This window comes from Providencia sp. PROV116 (genome assembly GCF_028482485.1).
Lineage (GTDB): Bacteria > Pseudomonadota > Gammaproteobacteria > Enterobacterales > Enterobacteriaceae > Providencia > Providencia rettgeri.
In genome coordinates, this window is the sequence record NZ_JAMPQO010000014.1 from 60,593 (window position 1) to 80,204 (window position 19,612).

Sequence of the window (19,612 nt, forward strand, 5' to 3'; positions counted from 1 at the left end):
AATTTAATGAGAAAAATAAAGTAAGGATATGGTAATAGAGATTGTCAACAAGACACCAAAGTAAAACATCAGAGGAAAAGGTAACTTATCATCAATTTCTAAATAAACGAGAACAACACGCAATAATATAGCGCCAACCAATCCAATTAAGACACATAGCATCCAATAAGGGAAATAAGCGCCTAACATTGGGAATAATGGGGAATGTCCTTGGTTGCATCCCATTAACAATAAGGATAGCAGGCTAACGCTGATAATATGGCGATATTTTCTAATTAAGCTCAAGATAACTCACCTATCATATTATGATTAATTAACTTATTAATTAATCACTACTATAACTCTTTTTAAATAATAATCGAATGATAAATCGAAAGTTTATTAAACCTATAAAATGAAATGAAATAAAAAAATGAATTAAAGATACATAAACCAGCTACTAAATGCCGAGAACCCTCCCAAGAGGGCAATTGAGGGTTACTTCAAAAGCTATTTTTGCTTTATACCTACCGGTAAAAATGACTAAACAAAACGCCCTGTATCGCAACTAGCTTATGCGGATAACACTGAAAGTTAGTAACAGCTTATCATTTGTTTATCCGCTTATTTAAAATACCAATTAACCCGTTATTTGCCTCTCACCTTGCGTATCAACCAATAAGCGCTGGTTAATATACTCAATCGCCTCATCTATAGTCATGATTTTATTCACAACATTAGTAATTCCTTGCCCAATAATGACTTCAGCTTGGCGCAAATTAAACAACTTACCGTTTGGAATTGAAGATTCACGGATACCTCGATTTATTTCTTGATAAGCCAGTGGCATCCATGGGTAGCGATAGCAAACCTCTTGATTATGGCTGAAATCTTGATGATTACTGTTTCCACCCAACAAAATGAGGTGATCCATTACTATTGGTGAATAAAGCCAACGATAAAATTGTTCTGCATAATGTGTTTTTTGGCTATAGCGAGATACCCCTAATGCCCCACCCCCCAATTGAGGGACTCCCCCTGGTACAGGGGCAAAACCAATTTTAGGGAAAATATTACTGTGAGCAACATCGTTAAATAGGTTCATATAAGCAATCAGCATAGCAAGTTTCCCTTGCTCAAATTGTTCGACTGATTCGCTCCACCATTTATTATGAATATTTTCTGTAATAGAAACCTGGTGGAGGTATTCATCTAATACCTGACCCGCTAATGGCATTTCTAATCTAGGAATATTACCATTACTTATTAACTTTCCTCCTGCCGCGTAATACCTTAATAAGTACTCAGTGGCAATTAACCCCGCACTGCCTAACGTCGTTGATGCACCGATAGGCCGTAAAAACTCACCTTCTTCATGTAGCTCTGTAAAAAATTGGGTTACCTGATCGTATTCATCAAAAGAAGTCGGTACTGTTAGTTCTTGTCCTGTTTTCTCGTAATACATTCTTTTTAAAATAGGATCTTCAAAGAGATCTTTACGATAAAATAACATTTGTGCACTGGCATCAAATGGCATTGCATAAGCAGTATCATTCACCAAACTAAATTTTTGCTGTGTTGGTAAGGAAAAGTTACTTAATAAATCAGTCACCCCATTCCCGACTTTATCTAACGGTTGCAAGATGCGTTCCGCAAACCAAGGAAAGCAGGCCATATCGATACGTAGTAAATCATAATAAGGATGTAAATGGAGCTGCCCTAAAATTTGGTAAACTTCATCATAAGGATAAACTGCTAAATTAACCTTAATTCCTGTTTGTCGATAAAAATGTGGCAGTAGCTTTTTAAGTGCGTTTGTTGAAGGGCTGGGTAAAATGAGTAAATTTAAGGTTGGATCGGATTTATTGTCAGTAATTATTGCCGATGTTGCCGTATAAAGGTTACCACTTTGATTACGAACGTAGACAGTATTCTTCCCCACCGTTTTCTTTGCGTGATCTTCTCTCATCAGTTCATCGACCACTTCCAACCCTAATTGTGCATAGTTCATTGGGAAACAATGTAACCCTTTTAGTATCGGAGGAATGTTACCACTTAAAGCAAAAATTGCAGGGCAATCACCTTCACTACCAAAAAAACTAGCTTGGGTTAAAAAACTAGCTTTTTCAATGTCTTCAGCAACAAATAAATCGGGTATTTGCTCCTCAGAGAAAAAATCAAAAGCTGCCTTATAAGATTCATCATTAGAAGCACGAATAATAATAAATTTTTTATTCGGGGCCTGCTGTTTAAGGTTATTTTGTAACTCACTGACAAAGGTGGCGTGCTCTAAATCACCATGATCATCACTAAAAATACCCACTAGCTGGCTTCGACTTGTCGCAATTTGTTGGCAAATGGCATCAGCTGCCTGGGAGTAATCCAATGTGAAAAAGTGGTAAGCGTTTACAGGCTGACGATAAATAAAAATAATTTGAGAAGCGGCTAATTTTAAGGTGTCAAAATAGATAGCGGCATCCTGCAAACAACTGACTGCTACGACTTGCTTATAGCCACCAGCGGCAATTTTTTGTAATGCATCGAGTTCTGTCGTTTCCAGATCATCCGTCAAGAATAGATCATAAGTTATCTCTGGATACTGAGCCATAGATTGCCTAAATGAATTAAAAAATATTGCATACTTATCAGACACCAATTGCGGTAAAAGTATTGCTATCTTTTGGCTCTTATTGGTTCTCAATAATTGAGCTTGTGTATTTAACTGGTACCCCATTTGCTTGGCGGCTTTATAGACTGCTTCAATTTTCTCAACACTCACATTCCCCCGCTTATTCAAAACATTAGAAACGGTTCCATGAGAAACACCTGCTAATTTTGCGATATCCTTGATTGTTGCCATTTGTCTTTTTCACCTTGATTATTGCTGCCAATAGCATACCTGAATTATTCATCGCGACTACCGATAATTGATTTGAACGTTCCACTCTCAATTAGTTTATAAAACAAACGAATAAAATAAAGATTACTTTTCTTGCCTTTCTTTTGCAGGGCAATATTAAATAATAAGAAAATCAATTATATAAAAAATAATCTTTGAATGAGATCACTGATCTAAATAACATTTATTGGCAATAACAACCCCCAGCATTACCATTGGAACGTTCAAATTGATTTATTTTTTGTTTGAACACCAACACCAGGGATCAAAAATTCCAAAATAAAACTATAAAATACAGGTAATTATTATGAAACTTCACTTTTTAGGCACCGCGGCTTCTGAAGGCATACCAAATCCTTTCTGCCGCTGTGAGCACTGCCAAAAAGCAAGAGAGCTTGGAGGAAAAGATATTAGGACCCATTCTTCCGCCATTGTGGATGATCTTATGTTGATCGATGTTTCCCCGACATTTAGCTATCAGTTAATGCGTGACGGAATGGATGCAACTAAGTTTGAAAGCTTACTATTTACCCATACTCATCCTGACCATTTTAATGTCGGCGATTTATTCAGCCGCATGGAAGGTTATGGTTTTGAAATTCACCATCCATTACATATTTTTGGTAATGACCGAGCAATTAATGGCTGCCTTGACGTTCTACCTGGCTACAGTAAAGAGCGTTTCGATTTCCACTGCTTAGTCCCTTTTATCACCATCGAAAGAAACGGTTATAAAATTACGCCATTACTTGCAAACCATGCTAAGTGGGAACTTTGCTATGTCTATCATATTGAAAAAAATGGAAAAACTATTTTTTATGGACATGATTCAGGTTGGTTCCCTGAATTAACCTGGAAATGGTTGGAAAATAAACAACTTGATATCGTCGTATTTGAATGCACTTACGGGCTCAATGGGAAAAATCGTACAGATAATCACATGAGCCTAGAAACCGTCTTTGCAGCTAAAGAAAAACTGCAGCAACAAGGCTGCCTGCATTCAGAAACTCAAATTGCTGTTTCACATATTTCCCATAGTGGCAAATTACTTCATGACGAATTAGAAGCGGTTTGTGCACCTTATAATATCCGCGTTGCTTATGACGGATTAACGCTAGAAGCATATTAAGAGGAAAACTAATCATGGATATGAAAATAACCTCTCGCTTACTGATCATGATGTTTGTGCAATATTTCATGCAAGGCGCATGGAATATGACAATGGGACTTGTGTTAAGTACTTATGGGATGGCAAACATCATTGGTAATGCTTACGCTTTATTAGGTATAGCAACCATTATTTCCCCTTTATTCATTGGTATGGTTGCTGACCGTTTCTTTGCTTCACAAAAAGTAATGGGAGCACTGCATTTAATTAATGCGGCCGTCATTCTATGTGTGCCTCAATTTATTGAGGCACAAAATAGCGGCATGACCCTGTTTATGATTTTTATTATTGGGCTACTGTTTTATCCAACAACTGCGCTTTCTAATAGCATCAGCTTCTCTCATATTAATGGTGTGAAATATTTCCCTATTATTCGTGTATTTGGCACATTCGGTTTTATGGCTATCGGATTTATATTAGGGGAAATGGGCTTCTCGGGTAGTACCATGACTTGGTATATCGCATCCGCTGTTGCTGTATTACTAGGTTTCTACTGCTTTACTTTGCCAAATACACCACCAAAAGCGAAAGGTAAACCTTTCTCCGCTAGAGATATTCTATGTTTAGATGCACTTTCATTATTTAAAGACCGTTATTTCGCTATCTTAATGTTTAGTATCTTTGTATTAATGATACCGAAAACAGCTTACTCCGCTTATATCCCTGTATTTATTAAAACACTTGGATTCGATAATGCAGCATCTATCATGCAAATTGGTATTGCATGTGAAGTCCTATTTATGTTTGTACTGTCATTCTTCTTAATGAAATTCGGTTTCAAAATCACCTTACTTCTTGGCGCAGTAAGTTGGATTATTCGTTCAATGTTATTTTCCTATGCCGCAGTAGATTCCGGTTTCTACTTCATTATTTTCGGATTGATGCTTCAAGGATTATGCTGGGACTTCTTCTTTACAGCAGGTGATATCTACGTTGACCGTAAAGCAAAACCTGAGATCAGAGCGCAAGCTCAGGGTTTACGCTTTATTGTTTCAAATGGCTTTGGCTTATTATTTGCTTCAACAATTTGTGGTGAAATCTTTAATTCAACTGTCACAGAGACAGGTAGCGCAGCATTACCACAATGGGGAACATTCTGGCATTACCCGGCTATCGTCGCCGCTGTTGTCACCGTTTTCTTTATCTTCTTCTTTAAAGACGATGTGTCTAAAAAGAAAAATGGGGAAAATGAAAAACCAGCAAATCGCGTTACAGCACAATAATAATTAAGGAAAGGGTAAGGTCACGTCAGGAGCAAGCCATGGATTTATTTATACAGTTTGTTGACACCATTGGCCCTTTATCACTATCGAGTATTGCTAAACTACTGGCCGCCTTTATCTTAGGCGGCTTAATTGGCTTAGAACGTGAATCAAAGGGAAAACCTGTTGGTTTTAAAACTTGTGTCATTATCGCCGTTGCCAGCTGTTTATTAACCATCGTTTCTATTCAATCAGCGGAGCATTACGCCAATATCTCTGACAATATACGTAGCGACCCAATGAGATTAGCTGCACAAATAATTAGTGGGGTCGGCTTTCTAGGCGCTGGGGTTATATTGCATCGTCGTGATGATGCCATTTCAGGTCTAACAACTGCAGCCATTGTTTGGGCTTCAGCCGGTGTTGGAATTGCCTGTGGTTCAGGGTTCTACTGGCATGCAGTCATCGTTACAATCCTTTTTTTCTTAGCAATACAACTCAGTCCTCAAGTTGCTTTATTTCAGATGAGAAACCAAAAACTAGGAAAAATTAAAGTTCGAATGCTATTTACTCATGAAAAAGGTGTTCCTTTGCTTATTGAGTACCTAAAAAGCCACAAAGACTTAATTGAGAATCTCACCATCAGAGATATCAAGAAAGAGCGTGTCGAGGTAAATTTAAAGCTATTAGTACGCCAAAAAATCACTTTACCTGAATTTTACTGCTCCTTAAAACAGTTGGAGTATGTCCACTCTGTTTCTTTAGATCACTAATTCTTTCTTTTTCAAAGTGATATATTTTCGCTAAATAAAATGTGAATTATTTTAATAACCTGTTTATTTTAGCAGGTTATTTATCTATAAATTCCCCATCGACACTATAAGTGCCGTAAATCCTCTGGAATATTCTTTTTTAAAATGCGCCAAAAGTCCTCTGCAGTTTTATTTAGCCTTGTATCCATACGGTAGATATAAGCTTGGATAGGTATCGTTAATTCAGGCGTATCTAGACAAACGAGTTTCTTTTCTTTCAATTCATTCACTACAGAATAAATAGGCAACCATGCTATGCCATGACCATCCAAAGCCATATTTTTTAATAACTCACTCATTGATGACATAAAAAGTGTTTTCGAATTGATCGTACCAAATTCACTTAACCGACGATTAACTAACCTTCCCATATATGAAGCACTTGTGTAATTCAACAACGGCACTTGAGGTTGATAGATGTCAAATAGCGGCTTACCATGCTCATCTGCGGCACAAATTGGGTATAATTCAGATTCAAATACATTCAATGAGGAAAATGGAGATTGCATGAGATCTTCATCATAAAATGAGATAATAAAGTCACTCTTCCCTTCTCTCAATGCGTTGACAACTTGTACGACATCAATGGCTTCAACATGGTAAACAAACTCCTCACCGTAACCGGACAGCCCATGGACTAATTTAGGTAGTAATGTTAATGACAACGAATGAGCGGCAGCAATTTTAATATTTGGTAGACTCAATACATTATGGCCGGATAATTCATTTAAGTTACATTCCAGTTGTTGTAGTAAACTACGTGCTTGGGAATGGAAAATTTTGCCCTCTTCAGATAACTGTAAAGGGGAAGTCGTTCTATCAAATAATTCAACACCAATAGCTTCCTCTAACGCTTTAATACGACGGCTAAACGCGGGCTGAGAAATATTTCGTTGTTCTGCGGCATGAGAAAAATGTCGGCACGACTCTAGTGTTAAAAAATCATATAGCCATTTTGTTTCTATATTCTTCATCTTATTAAGCCTTAAATTGACTTGCTGTTAAAATATAAGAAATTAAAAGTGTTTTTATTGATATTTTAAGTTAATGATTAGTTAAGCAACCAAACAAAATTTGTAGATACATTATTTGTATTATGCATAGCCCTACTATTTAAAACATTAACAAAAATCAAAAATTAATTTTATTTAATTTATTTACATCATAAAACCCAGTCTATTCAGGCCCTCAGAGCAATTCATTAAAATAATTTTATTTTGAATAAAAAACTTAATGCATATCTTGCATCAACCCATACTTACTTGCATTTCTCATTCTAGATAAACATTGATAAATATTAACCATAGGTTATGGCAGTGATATTTAATTCAATGATTATTTGAATGCCAACCTATATGTTAAATAAATGAAGAAAGATAAGCATTTATTGATTTTTATTTTATAAAAAGGCTAATGAAATGCAGGGGTATTAAAATGAAAGGTTTAATTGGTGTATTAGGTGGTATGGGACCTGCCGCTACTGTCGATTTATTTAATAAATTCGTTAATTATACCGTAGCAAATAGAGACCAAGAGCATATCCCTTTAATTATATCATCTATTCCTGATATACCAGATCGAACAGAGGCGCTATTAAACCATGGTGAATCTCCTCTACCTTTAATGACTGACTATCTAAAAAAACTAGAAAATGCAGGTGCTGAATGTATTGTTATTCCTTGTAACACAGCACATTATTGGTTTAGTGAACTGAAAGATATTTGCCACGTCGATATGCTAAGTATTGTTGAGACAACAATGAAAGAAGTGCTAGCAACCAAGAAAAAAAATATCGGATTACTTGCAACAAATGCCACTATGTATATGGGGTTGTATCAAAAAAATATAGAAAATAAATATTTAAACTGCATCACGCCTGATAAAGAAAGCCAAGACAAAGTTATGGAAAGCATTTATTTATTAAAATCAGGAAATAAAAAAATGGCTGAGGCCATTATGAAAAAACAAGCTGAGGCATTATTCTCCCGAGGTGCAGAAATTATTGTTCTTGGCTGCACTGAAGTTCCCGTCATTCTTGAAAATGAAATAAATAATTATCCAGATAAATATATCGACTCAACCAGTACCTTAGTCAGAGCAAGTATTCACTGGTATGAAAGTAGAGTCGGGAAACAAAATTTAATGATAAATAAAAATATTTAATTTTATATCAAATATCAAAAATTAATTTTTAATATTACTAATGACAATATATTGTCTATTGGAGACGATTATGGTTTGGCTAGAAATCATTGTTGTATTAGGTGCAATATTCTTCGGTATACGGATGGGGGGAATTGGTATAGGACTCTGCGGTGGATTAGGATTAGCAGTTCTAACCATTGGGTTTGGTTTACCTATTGGCTCCCCACCTGTTGATGTTATTTTAATTATTATGACCGTCGTGGTAGCAGCATCTGCATTACAAGCTGCAGGTGGAATGGATTATCTCGTACGCCTCGCCAGTAAGTTTATGCGTAAAAAACCTAAGTACCTGAATATTATAGCGCCAATCATCACTTGGGTGATGACTATCATGGCTGGTACAGGCTTCATTGTTTTCTCTATGCTACCAGTGATAGCCGAAATCGCAAAAGATTCAGGCATTCGCCCATCCCGAACATTAGCAGGCTCAGTGGTTGCATCACAAATTGCTATTTCAGGTTCGCCAATCAGCGCCGCAATGGCAGCAATGTTGACAATAATGGAAGGTAATGGCGTTACTTTCATCGTTGTCATGTCAGTCTGCTTACCTGCCTCTTTTGTTGCAGCCATGGTTGCGGCATTTATCGCATCACGCCAAGGCTGTGAACTAGAAGACGATGAAGTTTATCTTGAGCGCTTACAAAAGGGCTTAGTCCATAAATACGAAGAAAAAACAGGTGAAAGCACCACCAGAGAAAAGTTTTCAGTTGTCTTGTTTATCATTGCCACTGTCGCGATTGTCATCCTTGCTGCCTTTCCGCAATTGCGTCCCGGCTTTGATATCGGTAAACCTATGGGCACTCGCGATATTATTATCATCTGCATGTTAAGTGCTGCATGTTTGATGGTGATATTCTGTAAAACATCACCAAACTCAATCGTTCTAGCACCCACTTTCCGTTCAGGAATGAGTTCACTTGCAGTGATATTGGGTATTGTTACCTTAGGGACGACATTTGTTGATGCACACATGGACCAAATTAAAGCGATAGCTGGAGATGTGTTATCTGCATATCCTATTTTATTAGCTTTAGTTCTGTTTTTTACCTGTGCATTGTTATATTCACAAGGTGCCACAACACCATTAATTATTCCGTTAGCTATTGCCTTAGATGTTCCCACATGGGCAATTTTGGCCTCTTTTGTCGCCGTCACCGGAGTATTTGTCTTACCCACTTACCCAACATCATTAGCAGCAATTGAATTCGACTCAACAGGGTCTACTCGGGTTGGAAAATATATTTTAAATCATCCCTTTATGTTACCAGGCCTAGGTGGAATTATTGCAGGTGTCGCCTTCGGTTTTATCATTGCACCAATGATTGTCTAACATAAAGACGTGAGGCTTCCACATATTTATAACAAGATAACAAAATGATTTTATTGACAAAATGAAGTTAAACTTTGGCTCTATTTGGCTTTATACTTTGCAAGATTGGCAAAATACAATAACAAAGTATAAAGCTGTTTTTTTATGCCTTCTTCAATGTTCATTAGGTACATCTGCAAAGAAAATATAATTAACAGCACGTAAAAATACCCCATTACTCTATTCAATTTTTTAAATTAAATTTTATAAATTAAAAATAACGTTCTATTAACCATTTTACGTCTCTTTATTTAATGTAAATTTAATTTGTTTTCATATAAAAATGTGAGCTGAAATGTTTTTGCATAAATTATCCACTTCTGAAAATAGTTAAAATAATTATACTCGGCTTCATATTCATTTCTTGAAAAACTAAAAAAAGGAATGAAATAAGATTTTTATTATAATTTTCATTGTGTTACAAAATCATTTTTGACAGTCTCATTTTCCAATGAAAGTACTCAATTAGGTGACTAAAATTAGGGGTTAAATCACAAATTTTAGTTTTTTACATTCATATTTTCAAAAATGACGACGTCGTCATATTAAAAAGAATTTATTTTATCTATAACATTAAACAACCATTTTTCTTACATACATATCATTATTGATAGTTAAGCGTTAAAAAACTAAAGCAAATGCGTTATAAAAAAACGCTTAATGTTGACGTCAACATTAGGGTTAACAACTAGAAAGAGGTTTTAGAACATGAGTAACCTACCTGAAAAAATGAAAGCTGTTGTTTGTCATGGACCGCATGATTATCGCTTTGAAAACATTAAAAGACCGACGCCAGGATTTAGAGAAGTTGTCATCAAAGTTGATGGATGTGGGATCTGTGCTGGCGACTGTAAAGCCAATGATGGCGCTCAAATGTTCTGGGGTGATGACCCATGGATTAAAGCACCTGTAGTTCCTGGCCATGAATTTTATGGGCGCGTTGCTGAACTCGGTAAAGGTTCCGCTGAAAAATTCAAATTAAAGGTAGGCGACCGCATCTTAGCTGAGCAAATTGTCCCGTGTTGGGAATGCCGTTTCTGTAAATCAGGCAAATATTGGATGTGTGAAACCCATGATATTTACGGTTTCCAAAAAGAAGTTGCCGATGGTGGTATGGCTGAATATATGCGTTTTTCAGAGCGTGCCATTATCCACAAAATCCCTGATGAACTATCTGATAAAGATGCCGCATTAATTGAACCGATGGCTTGTGCTATCCACACCGTACGCCGTGGTGATATCGATTTAAATGACGTCGTCGTCATTGCTGGTGCAGGCCCACTTGGGCTATGCATGATCCAAGTCGCCAAATTAAAAACACCGAAAAAATTGGTTGTTATTGATGCGATTGATGAACGTCTTGAATTAGCGAAAAAATTTGGTGCAGATGTTGTTATCAATCCACTGAAAGAAGATGCCATCAAATTAGTCAAAGATATGACGGAAGGCTATGGTTGCGATGTTTATATTGAAGCAACTGGCGCCCCAATTGGCGTTACTCAAGGGCTAGAAATGATCCGTAAGCTTGGTCGTTTCGTTGAGTTTAGCGTGTTTGGTAAAGAAACAACCGTTGACTGGTCAATCATTGGTGACCGCAAAGAACTTGATATCCGCGGAGCTCACTTAGGCCCATATAGTTATGAAGTCGCTATTGACCTATTTAGCCGTGGCTTAGTTAGCGCTGATGATATCGTTACCCACTTCTATTCCATCGATGATTGGGAAGAAGCTTTTGTCATGGCTAAATCGGCAGACTCAATTAAAGTCGTCATCAAGCCATAAACATATTTTTAACTGGTAGTAATAATTGATAATTCAAATAAACACTAAATAAGTAAAAACCCTACATATAATTAAACGCTCTTTTAGGAGAACATCTTATGCTGAGTAAATTTAAAAAGTTGGCTGTAGCAGCAAGTGTACTGACTTTAGGTATGGCTTTTAACGCTACCGCTAAGCCAGTTTCAGTGGGTATGTCATTTCAAGAATTAAACAATGAATATTTTGTCACCATGAAGGAAGCCTTAGAGAGCGCAACAGGTGATATGGGTGCACAACTATACATCTCTGATGCGGCTCATGATGTATCAAAACAAACCAGTGATATCGAAGATATGTTACAGAAAAAAATCGATATTCTACTAATTAATCCGGCCGATAGCGTTGGTGCAGAAACGGCTGTACTGGCTGCGAAAAAAGCGGGCGTTGTGGTTATCGCTATTGATGCACAAGCAAATGGCCCAATTGACTCTTTCGTCGGTTCTAAAAACTATGATGCTGGCTTAATGGCGGGTAAACGTTTAGGTGAAGCATTAGGCGGTAAAGGTGAAGTGGCCATTTTAGATGGTATTCCTGTCGTACCAATTCTTGAGCGTGTTCGCGGCTTTGAAGCGGCGATGAAAGAATACCCAAATATTAAAATCGTAACTAAATTAAACGGTAAACAAGAACGTGATACTGCGATGAACGTTACCGAAAATATGCTGCAAGCGAATCCAACTCTCAATGGGATCTTCAGTGTTAACGATGTCGGTTCTTTAGGTGCACTAGCAGCGATTGAGTCTTCTGGTCGTGATGTCAAATTAGTGAGTGTTGACGGTTCTCCTGAAGCTGTTGCTGAAATTGCCAAAGGCAACTCTCCATTTATTGCAACTTCAGCGCAATTCCCTCGTGATCAAGTGCGTATTGGTTTAGCAATGGGTTTAGCAAAATACTGGGGTGCCAATGTTCCTAAAGAAGTCCCAATTGATGTTAAATTGATCGATAAAACCAATGCAAAAGATTTCCACTGGTAATCGCTAGTTATCAATAACCGATGTATTGCACCTGTATTTCTGATGTTCGGTGCAATACATTTTCATAAATATTAATTATTAAATGCATATTGGAATAAAAATTCCAAATGGCTTTGTTACCCATTTTTAAGCAGTTGAGAAATATAGGGAAGCAATATGATGCAATTATTAGCATTAAAAGATGTCAGCAAAACTTTCCCTGGGGTTAAGGCGTTAGATAATATTAATCTTTCCCTCGAAAAAGGAGAGGTTCACGCATTATTAGGTGAAAACGGCGCAGGTAAATCAACGCTAATGAAAGTGTTATGTGGAATACATAAACCTGACAGCGGACAAATCCTGATTGAAGGCAAAGAGCACACCTTTCATAACTACAGAGATGCAATCAAAGCTGGCGTAGGTATTATTTTCCAAGAATTTTCTCTTATTCCTTATTTAAATGCTTTTGAAAATATATTTTTAAATCGAGAGTTAAAAAATAAGTTTGGTTTATTAGATAGAAAATTAATGCGAAAAAAATCACAGGAAATCTTAGTTGAGCTGGGTGTCAACATTAATATTGATGAACCTATTAGCCATTTAAGTATCGCTGAACAGCAGTTTGTTGAAATCGCAAAGGCATTATCTTTAGACGCTAAAATTTTAGTATTAGATGAACCAACTGCAACATTAACCCCCAATGAAGCAAATCATTTATTCGATGTAATGCGTGATTTAAAAGCTAAAGGGGTTGGAATGTTTTTTATTTCACATCATTTAGAAGAAATTTATGAAATCTGTGACACAATCAGTGTACTGCGTGATGGACAATATATTGGGTCACGTAAGGTTGATGAAACAGATTTAGACGTTATCATCGAAATGATGGTTGGCCGTGAAGTTGAAAATATTTATCCTCATAAACGCCAATTCAACGAGCAAGAAGTCATCTTAGATGCTGAAATTCAGCGCTTCTCATATAGCCCAACTAACCACCTTCAATTAAAAAAAGGTGAAATTCTGGGGCTTGCGGGGTTGGTCGGTTCCGGTCGTACAGAGACTATTCTTGCCATGATTGGTGCTGACAAAGCATACAAGAAAAAAGTTATTTTAGAAGGCAAAGAAGTTAAAGTTAAATCGGCTGCGGCTGCGCTGCAATTAGGTATCGGTTTATTACCCGAAAGCCGAAAAACCCAAGGTCTTGTATTACCCTTCTCCGTTAAAGAAAATATATGGTTAAACAATCACGCTCAAAAATTATTTTTAATTCAAAATAAAAAAGAACTCACTTTATCTATTGATCTAATTTCCCAAGTAAAAGTTAAAACACCAGAGCCTCACACTGCGGTTTCTACTTTAAGTGGTGGAAATCAACAAAAGGTTGTTATTGCTCGCTGGCTAAATAAACAAGCCAAAATTCTTATTTTCGACGAACCCACTCGAGGAATTGATGTCGGGGCAAAATCAGAAATTTATCAGTTAATGCGCTCTCTAACTGAAAAAGGAATTTCCATTATTATGATTTCATCGGAGCTACCAGAAGTTATTGGTGTCAGTGATAGAGTTTTGGTTTTTCGAGATGGCGAAATTGCCGCTGAGTTAACTGGAGATGAAATAAACTCAACTCAGATCATGGTACATGCGGCCGGCAATATTATATAGGATAACGACTATGTCTAATCAAAGTGCAATTCCATTAACTAAAAATAAGTTTAGTTTTTCTAAGTTAACTAAAATACCTGCATTTTTACCACTTGTTGGTTTAATTCTTTTATTTGTCTGCATGTCCATTTTTAATGAACATTTTTTAACTGTAAATAACCTTTCTACTATTGCTCGTCAGGTTTCTATCAATGCCATTATCGCTATCGGTATGACATTTGCTATCTTAACTGGTGGAATTGACTTATCCGTTGGTGCTGTTATGGCACTTTCTGGAACCTTGATGGCTGGCTTAATGAAATATTATGGAATGGATCCTTATGCAGCCATTGCTCTGGGGTTATTATCCGGTGTTGCTTTTGGCTTTATTAATGGGATTTTAGCGGCTTATGGTAAAATGCCGCCCATCATTGTCACCTTGGGTGCCATGATCATTGCTAAAGGCCTCGCCTTAATTTATACCGGTGGCTACCCAGTTTCAGGATTACCTCAAGAGTTTGCGTTTTGGGGACGAGAAGAATTAATGGGGATCCAAGTTCCTATTTTATTAATGCTTGGCCTTTATCTTATTTTCTATGTTGTACTAAATCATGTCTCTTTTGGCCGCTATATTTACGCGATAGGCGGTAATGAAGAAGCCGCTCGTCTAAGTGGTATCCGCGTTGAACGTTATAAAATGTTAGTTTACGTCATTAGCGGTTTTACTGCGGCTTTCGCTGGGTTAATATTTACCTCTCGAGTCATGAGCGGGCAACCCAATGCAGGCGTAGGCTTTGAGTTAGATGCAATTGCTGCAGTCGTACTCGGCGGTGCTTCAATCGCAGGGGGCCGTGGTATGATCATTGGCACACTCATTGGCGCAATGATCTTAGGTGTACTCAATAATGGTTTAAATTTATTAGGTATTTCACCTTATGTTCAATATATTGTAAAAGGCCTAATTATTTGGGGGGCGACCTTAATTAGTTCAATGAAACGCTAAATGAATAGTTTCTCATAACCATTAAAATAGGCAGGTATCGTTACCTGCCTATTTATATTTTTCATACATTAAATTACATGTATGTTAACTGTGCTCATATGCAACTCAAATTCTTTAGAGTACATATAAAAATCATAACGTACTTTATTTCTGATTCTTATTAATAAACAACAAGTTTCCCATCAACAAATATTTGTTTTGTTTTATGATCTTTATGTGAATCTCGTTCTATCTCAGAAAACAATAACTCAGTTGTTAATTCACCAAGATATACCGAATCATGGTGTACACCAGAAATAGATAAATGGTAAGTATCTGCATAGGGAGGTAAATCAACAGAAAAATAGCGGCAAGAAAGGCCTAATTCTAAAATGATTTTATACATTCCAGCTGTAATAATTCCATTCAACCCAACTATATACATATTAGGTGTGTACAGCTCTTGGACTTTTTTCCTTAAATAATCTTCATCATTCTTATTAAACATATAGCTACTGTATAAGACATTGATGCTTTTTCTATTTGGAAAATTTTCATATATCCCCGCTAAACGGGATAAACTAATTTCGGAGCCTTCTGGCCCTGAAACAATAAGTGTATTCTCACTATTTTGTTGGTTAAGAAATTTTCCTGTTAAAGCACCTATTTCAAAGTTTTTCAAGAATAAACCCGAATACTTATTTTGATAACCATAAATTGAACGGTCAACAAAAACCAAAGGCACATTGTGTTGGTCAATTAATGATAAGTAACTTGGTTGATAGTCTTTATCATCACGAACTGGCGATAGTAGAATACCGCTCGCCTTGTAACTGACTAACGTTTCAATTGCTGTTTTTTCTGCTTTTTCATCGCTATCTGAATCAAAAATCATGACTTGATAGCCTTTTTCTTTCGCTAAGCGTGAAACTGTTTGAATAAGCACCACATAAAATGGGTTAAATGTACTGTCAGTGACCACACCTATTATACGGCTATTTTTATTTTTCAGATTACGCGCAAAAAGGTTTGGGACATAATTGAGTTCTTGCGCAATAGCTAATATTTTATCTCGAGTTTCTTTCTTTACCATCTCAGGATGATTAAATGCTCTAGAAACTGTAATATCAGTTACATTAGCACGTTTTGCTATATCAATTATCGTTGTTGAGCTATCTTGTTTTGTCATAATTATACTAGTCAACCTTTAATGATTACCCGGAAGAATATATTAGCAATCCATTTTGCTATTATCTGGGTAGAAAAAATGCGATTATTCATTATACCTCTTTGAGCTTGAAGATAAATCAATTTCACTTTCATTAAGGAGAATAAATGACTGATAATTCAAAATAGTGACACATGCCGCATGAATTATAAAAAACCACTTAATTGTTTGATATTTAATATCTATGTTAAATAACATTTAATTCAATCAGTACTGATAAAATCAACCATAGAGCAACAAAGATAACAACACTTGAAAATAATATTTGGATAGCCTTATTGGAAATATAATGTGTTATTAATCGACCAATTAATAAACCAATAACACAAGAAGCAATGAAAACAAGACTAATTTCTTTAGGGTACTGGAACCCATTCCAGACATTAATGAAAATACTAATACTACCAATACAAAAAATGACCATTAATGATGTTGCAATAATACTCTTCATATTTAAATTAGTGAATTTTCGCAATGCAGGAACAATAATAAAACCACCTCCCACACCTAACAGCCCAGTAAGTAACCCAGTAACAACACCAATGCCCCCCAAGATTAAAGCAGTTTTAGTATTCCAAATAAATTTTCCAGTGTCTTTATTAATTATACAATGAGCATCATTCTGCACATATGCTCGATTGAAAAATATACGGCATCCGACATAAATCATAACGAAACTAAAAGCAAGCGTTAACCAAACTGGTGGGGTAACATGGGCAAGATAAACACCATATTTAGCGGAAGGAATGCTCAATAATGCTATCCAAATAGCCGCTTTATAGCGAATGTTATTTTTTATAAGGCCCTGAACAACACCAATAAATGCAGCAATTGTAACCGCTAAAAGACCAACGGGTGCCGCTAATGCCACACTCCAATTTTGGCTTGCCATTAACGCTGGAACAGCAAGAATACCACCACCGGCTCCCGTTAAACCAAGTAGGCAACCTATCAATAACCCTTCTAATATCAGTATCAGCATTGTGAATGACTTATCATTATTTTCAAATATATTCGCTGAGCATTAACGCTTCCCAAGTACTTTATTCAATACCATTAATGCACAATTAAATGACACTTCTCCAGCAATAATATCGATTAAACGAGTATCTTGGAAAATCGCAATTGTCGGCACTGATTTTATACCATATTTAGGAGCCAAAATGGGTGACTGAGCAATATCCACAAGACCAAAAACAATATTATTTTGTTGAAAATGCTCAGAAAGTTTAATGAAAATAGGGTGCATGCTTTTACAAGGCAAACACCAAGATGCCGAAAAATAAACAACTACCGTTTGATGCTCTTCCTGACCTAGAGGGTAAAGTGTGCTTGAGAAATTATCACTATCTAACTGTAAGATATGAGGCATTATACGCTACCTTTTTATACATTTTTTCTTAAACTAACATACTGAAGTGATACTTCAGATAATATATCACCTCTTATCCATTAGTTGTTCAATATTATTGATAAATTAAATATTACCTAAAAATCAATTGGTTGAGTTAAATTTAATCATAAAAAAATACACGCGTGAAAAATAATAAGTAGTTAAAATAAAATCTGTATTCATTTAACAAAAAATAACCATACAATATATATACGCTACTTTTATTTTTTATTATGCATTAATTTTTTATTTGTGAATATTCTTGTCGTTATAGTAACGACGTCGTTTAATATAACTTAAAGGTGTTCATAATGAAAAATAGACTATATCTTTTACTCTTATTAATATTTAGCCCTTCAATTTTTGCTCATTTAGATTCTGCTTATTACAGAAGCGCTTCTGATGGATTTACGGCGAAGCCTAAATGGATGGATACTCTTAGAGATGATATAATGCTTTCCGAAATAGCATTACCTGGGACTCATGATAGTGCTGCATATAAAAATTTTGTGGATAGTGTGTCAACACAAGCATTAAATTTTGACCAACAATTAGAATATGGTATTAGAGTATTTGATATCAGGGTGAGGCATACGAGTAATGCATTTGCCCTACATCATGGTAGTATATTTCTTGATGTTATGTTTGGTGATTTTATGAATTCCATTAATATTTTTTTATCAAAAAACCCTTCTGAAACCATTATTTTTAGGTTAAAACAAGAAATAGCCCCTGACAATAATAACACTCGCCCCATGAATAAAACATTAGAGTATTACATTGAATTATATAAAGATAAATATTTTAATTTACAGTCTATGGATACAAAATTAGGTGATGTTAGGGGAAAATATATGATACTTAGCAATAATGCTGCTTTTCATAATTATGGTTTAGCTTACGAACTTACAAGTATACAAGATAATTTCCATTTAAAAACCAATTGGCATTTATATTCAAAATGGGAGGCAGTAAAAACACAATTAGACCGTGCAAGTAATGGAAATAATAATAGAATCTATATCAATTACTTGAGTGGCTCTGGCGGTTCGTTTCCTTATTTTGTTGCAAGCGGGCATTCATCTCCAGGTACCTCAGCACCCCGTCTTTCTACCGGCTTAACCACTCCAGGATGGAAAGATAGTTATCCGGATTTCCCTAGAACATCTTGTGCTGGTATTTGTACAATTTCCTTTGAAGGTACAAATATTCTAACTCGAGATAAATTAAAATATTATAATAGCCTAAATATGAAACGCTCTGTCGGGATAATTATGGCTGATTTTCCTGGTGAGTCTTTAATAAGCCATGTAATAGATAATAATAAGAACCTACGAAAATAATTATTTTAAAATAAAGCATATAAAAGAATAAATTTTTTCCTTTATTTTTAATAATATCCAAACAGATTTTATTTTAACTAGAAATTTATTACAAAATCACTTAACACCCAAATTTCTAATTTGCTATTTGGCTGGTGAGAGATAAGTTTATTAATGCAAGTCCCAGTATTTTCTAAGACTTGCATCCGTCCCGCAATATCCGTGATTTGTTTGCCTAACTGCTAATGACCGCACCATCGAGCTGGGCGTGAATGCCAGCGGTCACTTCTGTGTCGGTATAAAACTGGCTGTCACTCTTTTCAAATCCGCTGCCTTTATTCACACTCGCATTGACATTCCAACCGCCTGTACTGATACCCGCACCGATTGAGCCACCTTTACTTTCATTTTTGCCATCCACCGTTTGCGTATTCGTCGCACTGGTCAGGTTGATATCATTTTTGGCAGTTATCCGGGTATTTTGTCCACTGATCTCACCTGAAAGTTGATTAATAACGGTCGTTGTGTTTAAAGCCAGTTCGCCAAGGCTAGAAAATAAACAAGGAAAAACAATTTATTGATTTTCGGCTGATAACACAAAGCGGGAAAAAATACGCTTTATCCCGCTTTGTCAACAA

17 protein-coding genes are annotated in these 19,612 nt (G+C 36.0%); 10 read left to right on the forward strand and 7 right to left on the reverse strand.

What is annotated here, in order from left to right; translation table 11 throughout:
- Positions 1–3: 3 nt before the first annotated feature.
- The gene (locus tag PSE72_RS10125) at positions 4–285 is read right to left on the reverse strand and encodes a YtcA family lipoprotein (protein ID WP_004905217.1); all 282 of its coding nucleotides are present in this window, start codon (positions 283–285) and stop codon (positions 4–6) included.
- Between the two features lie 334 nt (positions 286–619).
- A complete protein-coding gene (locus tag PSE72_RS10130) occupies positions 620–2,839 on the reverse strand; it encodes an extracellular solute-binding protein (protein WP_004905219.1) in 2,220 nt (739 codons plus the stop codon).
- A 346-nt stretch (positions 2,840–3,185) separates the two neighbouring features.
- Between PSE72_RS10130 and PSE72_RS10135 the strand changes: the two genes are divergently transcribed.
- Genes PSE72_RS10135 through PSE72_RS10145 form a run of 3 tightly spaced genes read left to right on the forward strand, consistent with a single transcriptional unit; the run spans position 3,186 to position 6,021 of the window.
- Positions 3,186–4,007 carry an MBL fold metallo-hydrolase gene (locus PSE72_RS10135; RefSeq protein ID WP_115166693.1) on the forward strand — a complete coding sequence of 274 codons (822 nt, stop codon included), beginning with the start codon at positions 3,186–3,188 and terminating at the stop codon, positions 4,005–4,007.
- Between the two features lie 14 nt (positions 4,008–4,021).
- The gene (locus PSE72_RS10140; RefSeq protein WP_217007898.1) at positions 4,022–5,269 is read left to right on the forward strand and encodes an MFS transporter; all 1,248 of its coding nucleotides are present in this window, start codon (positions 4,022–4,024) and stop codon (positions 5,267–5,269) included.
- Positions 5,270–5,307: 38 nt separating this feature from the next.
- Entirely contained in the window at positions 5,308–6,021 is a 714-nt protein-coding gene (locus PSE72_RS10145) for an MgtC/SapB family protein (RefSeq protein ID WP_115166692.1), read from the forward strand.
- Between the two features lie 104 nt (positions 6,022–6,125).
- Here PSE72_RS10145 and hypT read toward each other — a convergent pair whose 3' ends face one another.
- The gene (gene hypT, locus PSE72_RS10150; protein ID WP_004914205.1) at positions 6,126–7,034 is read right to left on the reverse strand and encodes a hypochlorite stress DNA-binding transcriptional regulator HypT; all 909 of its coding nucleotides are present in this window, start codon (positions 7,032–7,034) and stop codon (positions 6,126–6,128) included.
- A 460-nt stretch (positions 7,035–7,494) separates the two neighbouring features.
- On the opposite strand from hypT, the gene PSE72_RS10155 reads away from it, so the two are divergent.
- The 6 genes from PSE72_RS10155 to PSE72_RS10180 all read left to right on the forward strand — a co-directional run bounded on the left by PSE72_RS10155 (position 7,495) and on the right by PSE72_RS10180 (position 15,052).
- Entirely contained in the window at positions 7,495–8,223 is a 729-nt protein-coding gene (locus PSE72_RS10155) for an aspartate/glutamate racemase family protein (protein ID WP_198641876.1), read from the forward strand.
- 70 nt (positions 8,224–8,293) lie between these two features.
- Positions 8,294–9,595 carry an anaerobic C4-dicarboxylate transporter gene (locus PSE72_RS10160; RefSeq protein ID WP_217007897.1) on the forward strand — a complete coding sequence of 434 codons (1,302 nt, stop codon included), beginning with the start codon at positions 8,294–8,296 and terminating at the stop codon, positions 9,593–9,595.
- A 747-nt stretch (positions 9,596–10,342) separates the two neighbouring features.
- Complete coding sequence (locus PSE72_RS10165; protein ID WP_272690955.1) at positions 10,343–11,416, forward strand: zinc-binding dehydrogenase; 1,074 nt, start codon at positions 10,343–10,345, stop codon at positions 11,414–11,416.
- Positions 11,417–11,568: 152 nt separating this feature from the next.
- On the forward strand, positions 11,569–12,429 hold the full coding sequence (locus PSE72_RS10170) for an ABC transporter substrate-binding protein (protein ID WP_370661211.1): 861 nt from the start codon (positions 11,569–11,571) through the stop codon (positions 12,427–12,429).
- Positions 12,430–12,585: 156 nt separating this feature from the next.
- Positions 12,586–14,070 (forward strand): sugar ABC transporter ATP-binding protein, encoded by a 1,485-nt coding sequence (locus PSE72_RS10175; RefSeq protein WP_115166691.1) that lies wholly within the window; start codon positions 12,586–12,588, stop codon positions 14,068–14,070.
- Positions 14,071–14,080: 10 nt separating this feature from the next.
- Entirely contained in the window at positions 14,081–15,052 is a 972-nt protein-coding gene (locus PSE72_RS10180) for an ABC transporter permease (RefSeq protein WP_004905244.1), read from the forward strand.
- 160 nt (positions 15,053–15,212) lie between these two features.
- Here PSE72_RS10180 and PSE72_RS10185 read toward each other — a convergent pair whose 3' ends face one another.
- The 3 genes from PSE72_RS10185 to PSE72_RS10195 form a co-directional block, all read right to left on the reverse strand.
- Positions 15,213–16,220 carry a LacI family DNA-binding transcriptional regulator gene (locus PSE72_RS10185; protein ID WP_109911949.1) on the reverse strand — a complete coding sequence of 336 codons (1,008 nt, stop codon included), beginning with the start codon at positions 16,218–16,220 and terminating at the stop codon, positions 15,213–15,215.
- 226 nt (positions 16,221–16,446) lie between these two features.
- Positions 16,447–17,241: a sulfite exporter TauE/SafE family protein gene (locus PSE72_RS10190; protein WP_115166690.1), complete on the reverse strand. Its 795-nt coding sequence runs from the start codon at positions 17,239–17,241 to the stop codon at positions 16,447–16,449.
- Between the two features lie 42 nt (positions 17,242–17,283).
- The gene (locus PSE72_RS10195; protein ID WP_115166689.1) at positions 17,284–17,631 is read right to left on the reverse strand and encodes a thioredoxin family protein; all 348 of its coding nucleotides are present in this window, start codon (positions 17,629–17,631) and stop codon (positions 17,284–17,286) included.
- 332 nt (positions 17,632–17,963) lie between these two features.
- Between PSE72_RS10195 and PSE72_RS10200 the strand changes: the two genes are divergently transcribed.
- Positions 17,964–18,995 (forward strand): phosphatidylinositol-specific phospholipase C, encoded by a 1,032-nt coding sequence (locus PSE72_RS10200; protein ID WP_004914233.1) that lies wholly within the window; start codon positions 17,964–17,966, stop codon positions 18,993–18,995.
- A 214-nt stretch (positions 18,996–19,209) separates the two neighbouring features.
- Here PSE72_RS10200 and PSE72_RS10205 read toward each other — a convergent pair whose 3' ends face one another.
- Positions 19,210–19,548, reverse strand: a complete 339-nt coding sequence (locus tag PSE72_RS10205) for a hemagglutinin repeat-containing protein (RefSeq protein WP_080641522.1) — start codon at positions 19,546–19,548, stop codon at positions 19,210–19,212.
- Positions 19,549–19,612: the final 64 nt, after the last annotated feature.